The organism is Ureibacillus sp. FSL K6-3587 (genome assembly GCF_038593165.1).
GTDB classification, from domain to species: Bacteria; Bacillota; Bacilli; order Bacillales_A; family Planococcaceae; genus Ureibacillus; species Ureibacillus suwonensis.
In genome coordinates this window covers 1520846-1533446 of sequence record NZ_CP151969.1, presented here as the reverse complement: position 1 = coordinate 1533446, position 12601 = coordinate 1520846, and the positions used below count along the sequence as shown (strand labels likewise).

General features: G+C 39.7%; 15 protein-coding genes and 1 pseudogene. 2 read left to right on the top strand and 14 right to left on the bottom strand.

What is annotated here, in order from left to right; translation table 11 throughout:
- Positions 1 to 203 precede the first annotated feature (203 nt).
- The 14 genes and pseudogenes from NSS77_RS07550 to NSS77_RS07485 form a co-directional block, all read right to left on the bottom strand.
- On the bottom strand, positions 204 to 506 hold the full coding sequence (locus NSS77_RS07550; RefSeq protein ID WP_342471046.1) for a hypothetical protein: 303 nt from the start codon (positions 504 to 506) through the stop codon (positions 204 to 206).
- A gap of 111 nt (positions 507 to 617) precedes the next feature.
- A complete protein-coding gene (locus tag NSS77_RS07545) occupies positions 618 to 896 on the bottom strand; it encodes a GNAT family N-acetyltransferase (RefSeq protein ID WP_342471044.1) in 279 nt (92 codons plus the stop codon).
- Positions 897 to 948: 52 nt separating this feature from the next.
- The gene (locus NSS77_RS07540; protein ID WP_342471043.1) at positions 949 to 1863 is read right to left on the bottom strand and encodes a DUF1002 domain-containing protein; all 915 of its coding nucleotides are present in this window, start codon (positions 1861 to 1863) and stop codon (positions 949 to 951) included.
- 105 nt (positions 1864 to 1968) lie between these two features.
- Positions 1969 to 2823 (bottom strand): S1-like domain-containing RNA-binding protein, encoded by an 855-nt coding sequence (locus NSS77_RS07535; protein ID WP_342471042.1) that lies wholly within the window; start codon positions 2821 to 2823, stop codon positions 1969 to 1971.
- A 23-nt stretch (positions 2824 to 2846) separates the two neighbouring features.
- Positions 2847 to 3260, bottom strand: a complete 414-nt coding sequence (gene mntR / locus NSS77_RS07530) for a transcriptional regulator MntR (RefSeq protein ID WP_342471041.1) — start codon at positions 3258 to 3260, stop codon at positions 2847 to 2849.
- A gap of 124 nt (positions 3261 to 3384) precedes the next feature.
- Positions 3385 to 3669, bottom strand: a complete 285-nt coding sequence (locus NSS77_RS07525; protein WP_342471040.1) for a late competence development ComFB family protein — start codon at positions 3667 to 3669, stop codon at positions 3385 to 3387.
- Between the two features lie 217 nt (positions 3670 to 3886).
- Positions 3887 to 4669: an exodeoxyribonuclease III gene (locus NSS77_RS07520; RefSeq protein ID WP_342471039.1), complete on the bottom strand. Its 783-nt coding sequence runs from the start codon at positions 4667 to 4669 to the stop codon at positions 3887 to 3889.
- A 130-nt stretch (positions 4670 to 4799) separates the two neighbouring features.
- The gene (gene murB / locus NSS77_RS07515) at positions 4800 to 5711 is read right to left on the bottom strand and encodes a UDP-N-acetylmuramate dehydrogenase (protein WP_342471038.1); all 912 of its coding nucleotides are present in this window, start codon (positions 5709 to 5711) and stop codon (positions 4800 to 4802) included.
- A gap of 378 nt (positions 5712 to 6089) precedes the next feature.
- Positions 6090 to 7835: an FTR1 family protein gene (locus NSS77_RS07510; RefSeq protein ID WP_342471037.1), complete on the bottom strand. Its 1746-nt coding sequence runs from the start codon at positions 7833 to 7835 to the stop codon at positions 6090 to 6092.
- Complete coding sequence (gene efeB, locus NSS77_RS07505; RefSeq protein ID WP_342471036.1) at positions 7810 to 9063, bottom strand: iron uptake transporter deferrochelatase/peroxidase subunit; 1254 nt, start codon at positions 9061 to 9063, stop codon at positions 7810 to 7812. The genes NSS77_RS07510 and efeB overlap by 26 nt, the downstream gene beginning before the upstream one ends.
- On the bottom strand, positions 9060 to 9929 hold the full coding sequence (gene efeO, locus NSS77_RS07500; protein ID WP_342471035.1) for an iron uptake system protein EfeO: 870 nt from the start codon (positions 9927 to 9929) through the stop codon (positions 9060 to 9062). Before efeO ends, efeB begins: the two co-directional genes overlap by 4 nt.
- A 311-nt stretch (positions 9930 to 10240) precedes the next feature.
- A complete protein-coding gene (locus tag NSS77_RS07495; protein ID WP_342471034.1) occupies positions 10241 to 10879 on the bottom strand; it encodes an FMN-dependent NADH-azoreductase in 639 nt (212 codons plus the stop codon).
- A 116-nt stretch (positions 10880 to 10995) separates the two neighbouring features.
- Positions 10996 to 11391: a DsbA family protein gene (locus NSS77_RS07490; protein ID WP_342471033.1), complete on the bottom strand. Its 396-nt coding sequence runs from the start codon at positions 11389 to 11391 to the stop codon at positions 10996 to 10998.
- A 66-nt stretch (positions 11392 to 11457) separates the two neighbouring features.
- Positions 11458 to 11814: pseudogene (locus tag NSS77_RS07485) on the bottom strand (ATP-binding protein); the annotation flags it as partial.
- 90 nt (positions 11815 to 11904) lie between these two features.
- Here NSS77_RS07485 and NSS77_RS07480 point away from each other — a divergent pair.
- Together NSS77_RS07480 and tnpB are read left to right on the top strand one after the other, a co-directional pair.
- Complete coding sequence (locus NSS77_RS07480) at positions 11905 to 12231, top strand: hypothetical protein (protein ID WP_096550474.1); 327 nt, start codon at positions 11905 to 11907, stop codon at positions 12229 to 12231.
- Positions 12221 to 12577 carry an IS66 family insertion sequence element accessory protein TnpB gene (tnpB, locus tag NSS77_RS07475; protein ID WP_141603366.1) on the top strand — a complete coding sequence of 119 codons (357 nt, stop codon included), beginning with the start codon at positions 12221 to 12223 and terminating at the stop codon, positions 12575 to 12577. The genes NSS77_RS07480 and tnpB overlap by 11 nt, the downstream gene beginning before the upstream one ends.
- Positions 12578 to 12601 lie beyond the last annotated feature (24 nt).

Below are 12601 nucleotides of genomic sequence, written 5' to 3'. Positions count from 1 at the left end.
TCCAGTTGGGGCTGTGCGCTTTCAAGAGGAACTGTTGCAAACTTCACCTTCATGGATTTGAAGAATTCGGGGATTCAAAGGGAGGTTTCGTTTACAGGCATCATTCCATTGAATTAAAGGGAAATTGCAAGATACTTTTAAAACGAAATAGCCGCACAATGAATAGCTGTTGCGGCTATTTGTTATTTCTTATTAATATTTGGTTATTGCACTTCCTGATTGTTTTCATTGTAATAAATAACGGCCGTTTGCAACCCGCTTTCAGCGATCATATTATTTTCTCTGATTTTTGTTTCCGTATCATCCGCTGCCGTTTCCGCAATTTCCCTCAAATCATTATTATTGGTTTTGCTATATCTTTTTTCACCGAAGTCGGTTTCCTTTGAGAAAGTGGATCTCATATTCTTTATCATCCTCACCGTTTTGTCACGATTTTCTTTTTTGCTCAAATAGGCTGTCACACCCGCCAAAAACGCAGTCATCAAGACGCCTTTCCCTTTTGCCATGTTTTTTCTCCTTTCCATCTTTATTACTTACTTTTTCCCATCTTTCTTATTTTCATTCTGAACAATAAAAAAGTGACATAAAAACAAAACTGTTCTTATGTCACTTATCATTTACGCTTTTACGTCGTCATATTCACCTTTTTGGAATTCAGCCACCACATAGGAGCAGATTGGATTCATTTTATATTGATGCTCCCTTGCATAGGCCACGGCTTTCTCAAGCAACTTTTTTGCAACCCCTTGGCCGCGGAGTTTAGGAGAAACGAAAGTATGGGTCATATCCATCGTTCCATCATGCTCATTCCATGTGATTTCAGCCAACATTTCCCCATTTTCTTCATACTCGAAAGCAAAATAGTTCGTTCCTCTTTCAACAAGTTTGAACTCCATTCACATTCCTCCCTTTTGAAATTACTATATCACAGGGAGTGGATATTGTAATTTAATTTGATTTTTCTTCCTTGGAGGAGAACCATGATGAAATCGTATCGATCAATTTATTGAAGAAGTTTTTCACTTTTTCCCAAAATCCTTCATCTTTCAAAAATCCCAGCTTTTCTTCGATTGTTGAACTCAAATCTGACAATTGGTCTTTCCATTGGGAAAAATCAATGTCCAATTTGCGAATGCGGTCCATTAAATCAATCAGCATTTGACGGTCGGCATCACTCAACTCAATGTTGAGTTTTGATAGCTGATCTTGTACGATTTGTTCCACTTCTTCTCTCGTCTGAGGATCGATTTCGGCAATTTGCTTTTTAATTTCCGTCAATAATTGGGCCACTTGTTCATCTGTGATATTGGCGTTATCCGCCAGTTCCGTTGCGACTTGCAATTCATCGTTCGCAACATCTGTTCTTTCTACGTCCAATGTTTCCCCTGTCTTTACTTCATAAGCTTTGTAAATTCCGACAAGAGCGGAATGTCCTGTTACCGGTTTGGGTGCTGCCACTTCGATCGTTGCATCTTTAAGTCCGGCTGTTAACATGGCGTTCGCATACATTTCAGAAGTCACTTCTGTAATATTTTCAGGCGTCACAATGCTTACGGTAAGACCTTTCCCTTCTTCTTCACGGGTAATTTTTGCGGAGGAATACATCCGGGCATTTGGATTGCTATTGCTGATATATTTTGCCAAGTCCTGACCGGAGACCGTAATTTCATCGACTTCCGGTTCTTCATCTACTCTCAAAACTTCTTTTACCTTTTCTTTTTCAGAATCAGAAAGGTTTGCTCCATAAACTACAATTGGAACTCCCAATTTTTCATTAATCGCTTTGGGTGCTGCAAATGCTTGTCGAGGAATTAACGATGCCACCAAAAACAATGCGGCAAGAATAGACAGCCATCTCTTCATTGATCATTCTCCTTTCAAACCTATCCTTTCAGGTTTGCCATTAATTAGTACGACAAAAAACACAAAAGGTTTCCGTCATCATCCTTTTGTGTATTCATAGAAGCGCTATATAAGTTCTGTCCAACCATCCTTTTGTTTCACTTTTTTCTGTTTCATCAGAACGCCTAATGCCCTTTTGAATGCCCCTTTGCTCATATCGAACATAGCATTGATTTCTTCCGGAGTCGATTCATCACTGAACGGCATCTTGCCTCCCACACTTTTCAAGTATTCATAAATTTTTTCGGCATCTTTTCCCAATCTTTCATAGTTGCGCGGAAGCAATGAGCCATTCATTGTTCCGTCCTCTTTTACTCCGATGATCCGTACTTCCACATCTTGACCTAATCTTGGTTCAGCCTCCATTTGGCTGTGATGCACAAAAATGCGGTAAGGAATATCAATTCCCAACAAAAAAGACCCAACCGGCAAAAGCCTATAGGCCCGCGCTTTTATATTTTTATTAAACAACTGTTCCGAAGCTTCTTCATACAGTTCATTCACCTTTTCTTCCGTAACGAGGCGGCCAAATAATTCTCCCTTTCGGTTTGTATATAAGGTGATGTATAAATGATCCCCCGCTTTTGGCCAAAGTGAGCGCAGTTTGGGCAAGTCCTCGGCTTTTACAAGCGCTTCCCGGGAAGTGCCGATATCCACGAAGGCACCTTCCTCTGTCACTTTCATCACTTTTGCCCAGCCATAGGTTCCTTGCACAATATGCGGTATAAATGTCGTTGCTGACAGCTCTCCACGACGATTCGCATACAAAAATACTTTTATACGATCCCCGGCTTCAAGGGGTGTAGTGACTTCCGAGCTATTCAACGGAATTTCCGTATTGCCATCGGTTAAAATCCAACGCGACCCGGCATTTTCTAAGACTGTTAACTCTACTGCTTGACCAGCTTTCAATTCTTCCATTATCGCTTTCCTTCCACCAATCATTATTGTTGTTGTTTCATTTTTTCAAGCTTTTTTACGATTTCTTTATCTTCCTCTAACAACTGGACCAAATCGGCGATGCGGTCGATGGAATTCCAACTCAAATGATGTTCGATCCCCTCCACATCCTGGTAGATTTTATCTTCATCAACACCAATGAGACGCAAAAATTGTTCAAGAAGCTCATGTCTTTTCACCAGCCTCTTCCCAAGCTTTTCTCCCTTTGGTGTTAGTGTTAACCCTCTATACTTTTCATATACTAAATACCCATCTTTATCTAATTTTTGCACCATTTTTGTTACGGAGGAAGGCAAAACCGATAAAGCTTCCGCTATGTCAGACACCCTGGCATATCCTTTTGTTTCAATTAATAAATATATTTGTTCGATATGATCCTCCATGCTTGGTGTAGGCATAACATGACCCCTCACTTTCCATCTATCATATTCAGTTTACTACAATATAAGGAAAAAATGTAACAGTTAAAGGCTTTCCAAAAAGTAAAAAGCCCAAAAAGTTTTTCATCACTTTTTGGGCTTTTCATACCACATGGTTTCTTCTTTTTCCAACATCATAGATGGCGCGGATGATTTCTTTGTTGATGGTTTCAATGTTTTTCGAAACTTTCAATTCATTGAAGATTTTTTCCCGATCGGTTTTGGACGCTACATAATACGGAGGTAAATTATTCAGCGCTTTTGCCACAACTTCCAATTCACATTCATCACAATTGCAAAATGTTTGATAATCAGGACTGCGCAAAAAGTACCGGACAAGACCACTGACCATTTCTTCCATGACGTTCACCAACTTTTGTCGTGACATATTTACCCTCCCTATTCAAAATTAGTATTTTATATTTATAACTATATACATTTAATACAAAATACTCAATAGTAAGAGGACTATTTTTCTTAATTTTCTTAAAAACATATAGGTCTTTAACAACATTTTCCGTTATGAGATTCTTTTTTTCAGCGCTAATTCCATATTGGATTGAACATCTCCTGTGCTATTAGACCTATTGAAGTATGGTTGATGATCATTCCACCTTTTTAAAATGCATCCGGGATTCATTCAATTCCAGGGCAACTGGGCAATGATCGCTTCCCAAAATTTCCGAGTGGATTTCACTGTCAACGACAGCCTCCCTAATCCGATCAGAAACAATAAAATAGTCTATGCGCCATCCAATATTCCGTTCTCTTACTTTATTCATATATGACCACCATGTATAGGCATCTTTGCGATTTGGATACAAAAATCGGAACGTATCGGTAAACCCGGCCGATAATAGCCTTGTCATTTTTCCCCTTTCTTCAAAAGTAAATCCGGAATTTCCAATATTGGATTTTGCGTTTTTCAAATCGATTTCTTGATGGGCCACGTTCAAATCGCCGCAATAAATAACGGGTTTTTTTCCATCCAATTCTTTCAAATAAATAAACAGTTCATCTTCCCATTGCAATCGTTTGTCCAACCGCGCCAAATCTCTCTGGGAATTTGGTGTGTAAACATTGACTAAATAAAATGAATCATATTCCAAAGTGATAATTCGTCCTTCTGGCTCCGAATCTCTTTCACCGACACCATACTTGACTGAAAGAGGCATATGCTTTGTAAATACGGCCGTCCCGGAATATCCTTTTTTCTCGGCATAGTTCCAAAATTGATGATAGCCTTCAAGCGGCAACTCTACTTGTCCATCCTGGCATTTTGTTTCTTGGATGCAGAAAAAATCCGCATCCATTTGATTAAAATAATCCAAGAACCCCTTTTTCAAACAAGCCCGTATCCCATTGACATTCCATGATACAAATTTCATAATCTCACCTGCTATGTATGGAAATTCTTTCATTGCACAAAATAAAGGAGCAGCAGCCATTTATGTTTACGAAGGATGCTGTCTCCCTATGAATCAAAAATTTTCACGATACTTTTTACTTTTTCTGAAATCAATCTTCGCCTACAATTTTCACTTCCAGTTCCAAATCGACGCCAAACTTTTCCTTAACCGTTCTTTGAACCATTTTTATGGTTTCAATATAATCCGTCGCTGTAGCATTTCCTTTATTAATGATAAAACCAGCATGTTTTGTGGAAACTTCCGCTCCGCCAACCCCTTTTCCTTGAAGGCCGCTATCTTGAATCAACTTTCCGGCGAAATATCCCGGCGGACGTTTAAAGACGCTTCCGGCTGAAGGGTACTCCAATGGCTGCTTCGATTGCCGTTTAAAAGTCAAATCCGCAATTTTCGCATCAATCTCTTCTTTATTCCCTTTCTCCAATCGGAATAGCGATGAAAGAACAATATAGTTTTTATCCGCAATGATACTTTTTCTGTATCCTAATTCCAGTTCTTCCTTCGATAATACGAGTCTTTCGCCTTCCCTCGTCAAAACAGTTGAATGAACAATGACGTCATTGATTTCCCCGCCATAAGCTCCGGCATTCATCGCCATGGCTCCGCCGACAGACCCTGGAATGCCGCAAGCAAATTCAAAACCTGTCAAACTTGCTTCCGCCGCTTTTTTCGAAACATCCATAATCAGCGCGCCGCTTTGGGCATACACTTCCGTTCCTTCAATCCGGATTTCATTCAGCTTCGATAAATTCATGACAATGCCCCGGACGCCTCCGTCACGTACAATCATGTTGGAACCGTTCCCCAGGACTAATAAAGGGATTTTATTGTTGTGTGTATATTTTACAATCCCTTCCGCTTCTTCTTCCGTTTCAGGCATCACCAATATATCCGCATTTCCGCCAATTTTCGTCATAGTATATTTTTTCAACGATTCATTGATTTTTATATTTTCTTGACTTGTAATGTCCGCTAACTCCTTAGCCCATTGATCAATTGTCATAAAAGCATATTCCTTTCTTGTATTAAACCTTGTATCTGTAATTGTATACTTTCTGAAAAATCATTATATGCTTTCACTTCCATAAAACTTATGGCTATTTTTCGACTATTGCCTGCAATAGCCCAGCTGTTATCAATAAGTGTACCATGTTTCATTTTATTGCAAAAGTTTTGGAGTGATAATACATAATACTTGGAAGTATTGTTTCTGTAACAATATCCTATGTTGTAAAATCCCTTTTTTATACAATCGGTTACATTGAATTTTAAGCGCTGGAATTCAGGCGTTTTTGCCCGCCATCTCCATTATAAAAAAATACTCCCAATTAGAAAAATGAATGCATCCATCCATCTTTCCATCGGGAGATTAAACTTGCGGTTATTTCGGTTTCCGAACCATCACCGCATTTGGCTTGATGAATCGTTTATATATAATCGTCGCAAGAATCAGCAAAATTAATACAGCTTGGCCAATTATCGTTTCAAATGTTGGATAAAAACCTACTGTTGAAAGCACCGGCAAACCATCCACCACCGTCGTATCCAACCGTCCTTGCAATTGGAGGGTGTGCATACTGCCACCAATAATTTTGAACGCCAATAAATAAATGAAAATGGTCGCCACAATGAAAAATTTATGCACAGGAATTTTGCCTGACACCTTCATCAACACAACCGCCGTAGCAGCCAATATTGCCAACGCCATAGCTATCCCCAGCAAAAACTGGGACATTTCCATTTTCGGCAAAATTCCGATATAAAAGACGATGGTTTCTGCTCCTTCGCGGAATACCGATAAGAAACTGACAGCCGCCATGGAAACGACCGAACCGGTGGAAATGGCTTGATTCATTTGATTCGAAATATACCGATTCCAACTTTCGACACTTGATTTATTGTGCAACCATACTCCCACGCCGATCATCATGGCAGCTGCGGCTAACCCAATATATCCTTCCAATACTTCCCTGTTGCTATCCACCGTTGCCGAATTTAAAACGGTGGACATAAGCACTGCCGCCACGATAGAACATACGACACCCAAAAGGGCACCGATATAAATCCATTTTTCCATTGCCTGCTGGCCGGATTTTTTAAGAAAAGCCGCCAATGCCACGATAATGAGCAAAGCTTCCAATCCTTCGCGCAATAAAATCATGGCTGAATCCCAGAAGGAATAATTTGTATCTGCCTTCAACAATTCGATTTCCGTCTTAAATTTCTTCAAATTTTGGGTAATGTGTTCGGCATCCACATTTGATTTCATCAAGCTGTTTGCGATCATCGGCATATCACTTTCAATTTTTGTATAGAGGCTTCCATTCCGTGTGGAAACTTCCTGTTCCACTTGAGGCCAAATGATGATGAATTTCTGAATGCTTGCCGCTGCTTCAGCATAGTGTTTCTCCCCAATGTGCTTTATTGCCTCATCAATATACTGGACAAGGGTTTCTATTGAATAATCCCCTTCCACCGCTTGTGCCGTTTCCTTTCCGGCTATGAAATCTTCAATCTTTTGTTTTAACATTGCATACTGTTCTTGTATTGTTGCAATATCCGCTGTTTCTGAAGCAATCGACATGCGGATGAAAGCCATTTGCGTTTCGATTTCTCCATACATCGCTGTGCTAAAATCCCGGACAGGACGTTCATTTTGATTCCATTTTGTATTGAATGTATTATATGCCGCTTCTATTTGCTCCAAATCGCCTGTTGCCAAAGCGTTTTCAAATCGTTCCAAAGCCGGGGTGATTTTTCGGGCGAATTCTTCTCGCTGCGCCTTCTCGTCAATCGGGTTTTCCTTCTCCTCAAGGATCCGCAATGCAGTAGATAATTCTTTCAAAGCGGCAATGCGCTCATCCTTGTTGGTTGCCTTTTGAACTTTTTGCAATGCTTTATTCACCGCTTCTTTTTCTTTTGTTTCACTGCTTTCTACAGACTCCCACTCTTTCGTGAAACGGTCGATGGCCGCTTCGGCTTTTTCCCCATTGCCCTGCTTTGTATTCATCAGCGCATCACTGATCGTGATATAAAAACTGCTGTAAGAGGTTTCCGCACGAACCGGCAATACAAATGTAAGCAGCAAGATGCAAATGAGACTACAACGCTTTAAAAAGTGTTTCACCAAGATATCCTCCCTCTTTTACGCCTGGGAAGCATGCAAATATCGCGCTACCTCGATGGGTAATATATTCATTCAATTTATCCATACGGCCTAAACTGTTTTGAATCGTAATGAATTGTTTCGGTGACTTCTGGAAGGAAATGAACAATAACCCCGCATCATGGGCACCTGTTTTATCAACAATTCCGGAAGCATAGGAAAATGCACGCCGCAAAATTTTTGCGCCTGATTTGCGAGCCAAATGAACATGGGATATTTCCGGTATGATATAGTTTCCATTCTCATCCTTTTCTTCAATATCGAAGTCGTCAAATTCGTCCTTTTTACCAATCGGTGCTCCGCTATCACGATAACGACCAAAAGTGGTTTCCTGATCTTTCAGAGAGGTGCGGTCCCATGTTTCCAAATGCATTTGTATTTTTCGTACAATTAAATAAGTGCCGTTTTTCATCCATCCGGAATCACACCAAACAACTTCTTTAAATTCTTCATCGGTTTTTGGATTCACTGTACCGTCTTTAAAAGCAAACAAATTTCTTGGAGTGCCTCCCCCTTCAGGGAAAGAGTTGAATCCTGCCTGTGCCCAGTGAATCACCACTTGTCCCGAAGCTTGCCGCACGAGATTCCTTACTGCGTGGAAGGCCACTTGCGGATCATCGGCACACGCTTGAATGCAAATGTCTCCTCCTGTGTATGCTTCTTGCAATTGATCTTTCGGAAAATGTGGCAAATCTTCCAGTTCTTTTGGTTTAATGTGTTCAATATTTAATTTTTTGAACAGCGAAGGACCAACACCGACTGTAATCGTCAAGTTATTGGCATTCAAACCTTCCGCTTCTCCAGTGTCAACAGGAGGGACATATGAATTTGAAGACATTTCGTCGATTTGTTCCCCATTCATGAGACGGACAATCATCGGAGTCCATTTTTGGAATAGTTGTTTTAATTTCTCAGGCGTGTCAAATAACACATTCAATGAAGCAAAATAAACGTGTTTTTGTACGGGTGTGGCAATACCGGATTGATATTTGCCATAAAAGTTGACTTTATTTTTGGATAAAGGATTGTCGGATACGACCTCCAAAACATCGTATCCCATGACTTTCATTGCACCTCCAAGACCGGTAGCCCCTATTGCCACTCCTACGACTCCAACCCCAGTCATTTTGAGCATTTCGCGTCTAGAAACTTTTTTATTTAACCATTTTCCTTCGTTCATCTCTCTCACTCCAGAACGATACCCATTTGACTTAACGGTTCACCCAATTGGTTCACTGCACTTGCCAATGCCTTTGTATCCTCTTCAGTCAATTCTTCATATGAAACAAAACCGCCATCCGCAGTTTCATATTTTGCCAGCAACTCGTTCACTGTTTTGAATCTTTCATCCAATGTTTTTACTAACTCCTTATCTTTCTTTTCGAGTTTTTCGCGCAAAATGGAAAAGATTTTTTCAGCCCCTTCAACGTTTGCCTTGAAGTCATAAAGATCTGTATGTGAATAAATTTCTTCTTCCCCGGTAATTTTTGAAGTGGATACTTCGTTTAAAAGATCGACAGCTCCAGTGATTAGTAAATCCGGCGTCACTTCAACGGTTTGTACCAAAGCATGCAGCTCTTTTACATCTGCAAGCAATTGATCTGCCATATCTTCATAACCTTTTGTCGTATTTTCCACCCAAAGGGCATATTCCAATTTATGATAGCCTGTCCATTCTTCCTCGCCTTTGCCTTCTTCCTGGATATCCGCCAAACGGCCATCAATACGGGGGTCCAAATCTCCAAAGCTCTCGGCAATCGGTTCTGAACGTTCATAATACATCCGCACTAAAGGATAAAGCGCTTTTGCCCCTTCAATATCCCCAGCTTTTATTAAATTTACAAATTTCTCTGTTTCTACTAAAAATTGATCGATTTGATCCAATGCAAATTCTTGATAACTTGTAACTTCAACGGAAAAATCGCCTGCCTGATTTTCCTTCTGCTCTATTTGAGTTTTTGATTCATTATCTTTGTTCGTCGCTTCTTCGCCGCAACCTCCCAATAATAAAGCTCCTATCAATAAGGCTGAATATACTGGAATTTTTTTTGCCATGAATAAACCTCTCCTTATGTTTTTACAAATCGATTCTATTAAAAATGATAATCATTATCATTTAAAATCACAAGTAGTAATTTTTTCAATTACAAAAAAATACACAACTTAATAGAATGCAACTTGTGTAACAAAAATCATTCCTTTTCGATCATGCACAGGCATTTTCGAAGGGAATTATTTTACTATCCATTAAGTGTTTTCTGTTGAAACTGCATCAAGGAGAGTATGTATTCATTTTTTGTGAATATTTTTGCAAAAAAAGAACTCAAAAAAAGAGGCATCTTTAGATTACAGATGCCTCTTTCCCTTTAAACTGTCACAGCCGCCAATTTTTGCGCGGAACCTTTTACCCGTTTCAGCCCTTCTTCTATAATTTCATTTGCTCGATTTGGCTCTGCGTTATGGCCTTCGATGATCACTTCATCAAGAAGTTCCATACCCGCAATATTGCCTAATACATTTTTAATATAATTTACGCTCATTTCCATAGGTTGTGCTTCCGGTGAAGAGTAGTATCCCCCACGGGCATTTAGAATGACAAATTTCTTATCTGTCAATAATTGCACCAATTGTCCTTGTTCATTGTATTTAAACATGAATCCGGCTTGATAAATATAGTCGATGAATGTATGCAACGGAGCAGGAATTGTCAAGTTCCATAATGGGAACGCAAGAACGATGATTTCCGCTTCTGTTACCAAATCCATCGCTTTCTTCTTGGCTGCAAGCAAACGGGCTTCTGATTCCGTCAACGCTTTTCCTTCACTTTGCTTCGCCAATGCATCAAATAATTGTTGTCCAAAGTATGGCATATCCTCTTCGAAAACATTGTAAATTTTCAGATTGATATCTTCCACTTTTTTCGCTTCTTCGATATATGTTTCGAACATTTTTGTAGAAATCCCGTCTGGTCGGTTATTTGCCTTAATGACTAATACATTTTTCATGCTGTCTAACGGCTCCTTTCCCTATTTTCAAATATCTCGGTTTCAAGATTCGTTAAATAGTATAAAGGAGCCCAAACATTATATCAAGAAAGCACCTCTCATACTTTTGGCTGAATTTATAGATCGCATTGCCCATCAGAGCAGAAGTTTCCTTCTTCTCCAACCATTTGCAATGATGGCTTCATCCCTTTTTCTTCCGCCACTTTCTTGATTGCCTGTTCGAAAATTCCCTGCGGCTGAGCTCCAGAAATGCCATATTTATTTTCTATGACGAAGAACGGAACTCCCCGGATGCCATAGACTTGCGCCTGTTGGATCTCTTTTTCGACTTCTTTCAAAAATTGATTGCCATCCAATACTTCTGCGGCTTCTTTCCCGTTCAGCCCGACTTCTTCCGCCAACCGGATCAACACATCCCGTTTTCCGATCTCCTTGCCTTCAATGAAGTAGGCATGGAATACCCGTTCACTAAACTCCGAACCTTTTCCTTTTGTGTAAGCCCATTTGGCCAATTGATGGGCCTTTTATAAATGTCAACACAAATATGTACACTTTTGCTTGTTTAAGGATGTACAAAATCACTCGTTTTCTTTCTCTAAATGATTCTTTAATCGATAAGAATCTCCAACGATAGTGACAACGGTTGCGTGGTGTAAAATGCGGTCTAAAATCGCATTGGCCAGCTTGGGTTCTTGAAAGATTTCATCCCATGCTTTAAAATTCACATTCGTTGTAAGAATCGTACTACGCTTCTCATAACGCATATCGATGAGTTGGAAGAAAAGCTTTGCGTCCTCGGCATCAATCGGTAAATAACCGATCTCATCGATAATTAAGAGTTTATATTTTGTATAGTGTTTTAATCTACTCTCTAACCGATTTTCTAAACGTGCTTTCTTCAGATTTTGAATTAAGTCATGGCACTTAATGAAATAAGGTAAGCGCCAAATATCCCACACCTTCTAACCATTTTGATGTTTTGTGATAATGAGATCAACATCAAAAGTTAGGAGGTTTTTATTTTTATGTCCCCAGATGAACGAAAACAATTGTGGCAACAACGAATTGAATCTTATCGATCTAGTGGAGAGTCAAGTGTAAAAGCTTGGTGCAAACAAAATCAAGTAGGTCACCAAAGTATGTATAAATGGATGAAAAGACTAGAGTTAGAGACAACTGAAACTTCACGGACTTCCCCTCAATGGCTAACTGTTGAAGTATCCCATCCGTTGGATGAAAAAAACTCCCCGCTCATCGTTAACATTGGGGAATTTTCCATCGAAGTAAAAGAAGGTTTCAATCCACTCCTTTTCAACGAAGTGGTTCAGGTGCTGAAAACACATGTTAAGTAAAACACCCATTCAACATGTTTATTTAGCAGCGGGGGCAACGGATTTACGCAAGTCGATTGATGGATTAGCAGCCATTATTCAAATGAGCTTTCAGTTAAATCCTTTCTCTTCTAATCTCTTTGTTTTCTGTAATCGGAAACGAGATAAATTGAAAATTCTCCATTGGGATCACAATGGGTTTTGGTTGTACTATCGTCGTTTAGAGAAAGGGGTCTTTCAATGGCCTGATGAAAGAACTCCCGGCCCTTTGTGCATCACTCCCCGCCAATTCAGTTGGTTGCTCGATGGTCTTTCATTTGAACAAAAACAAGCACATGAACAAGTATCAGCTAAAATCATGGTTTAAAAGGAATTTGACATTGACCTGTCA

What these genes read in the sequence shown, in the direction of transcription:
- NSS77_RS07535 (WP_342471042.1), bottom strand. Translation starts at nt 2,823, where the DNA reads ATGGAAGAATTGAAAGCTGGTCAAGCAGTAGAGTTAACAGTCTTAGAA.
- NSS77_RS07495 (WP_342471034.1), bottom strand. Translation starts at nt 10,879, where the DNA reads ATGAAAAATGTATTAGTCATTAAGGCAAATAACCGACCAGACGGGATT.
- NSS77_RS07550 (WP_342471046.1), bottom strand. Translation starts at nt 506, where the DNA reads ATGGCAAAAGGGAAAGGCGTCTTGATGACTGCGTTTTTGGCGGGTGTG.
- NSS77_RS07525 (WP_342471040.1), bottom strand. Translation starts at nt 3,669, where the DNA reads ATGTCACGACAAAAGTTGGTGAACGTCATGGAAGAAATGGTCAGTGGT.
- NSS77_RS07540 (WP_342471043.1), bottom strand. Translation starts at nt 1,863, where the DNA reads ATGAAGAGATGGCTGTCTATTCTTGCCGCATTGTTTTTGGTGGCATCG.
- NSS77_RS07480 (WP_096550474.1), top strand. Translation starts at nt 11,905, where the DNA reads ATGTCCCCAGATGAACGAAAACAATTGTGGCAACAACGAATTGAATCT.
- efeO (WP_342471035.1), bottom strand. Translation starts at nt 9,929, where the DNA reads ATGGCAAAAAAAATTCCAGTATATTCAGCCTTATTGATAGGAGCTTTA.
- mntR (WP_342471041.1), bottom strand. Translation starts at nt 3,260, where the DNA reads ATGCCTACACCAAGCATGGAGGATCATATCGAACAAATATATTTATTA.
- murB (WP_342471038.1), bottom strand. Translation starts at nt 5,711, where the DNA reads ATGACAATTGATCAATGGGCTAAGGAGTTAGCGGACATTACAAGTCAA.
- NSS77_RS07545 (WP_342471044.1), bottom strand. Translation starts at nt 896, where the DNA reads ATGGAGTTCAAACTTGTTGAAAGAGGAACGAACTATTTTGCTTTCGAG.
- NSS77_RS07520 (WP_342471039.1), bottom strand. Translation starts at nt 4,669, where the DNA reads ATGAAATTTGTATCATGGAATGTCAATGGGATACGGGCTTGTTTGAAA.
- tnpB (WP_141603366.1), top strand. Translation starts at nt 12,221, where the DNA reads ATGTTAAGTAAAACACCCATTCAACATGTTTATTTAGCAGCGGGGGCA.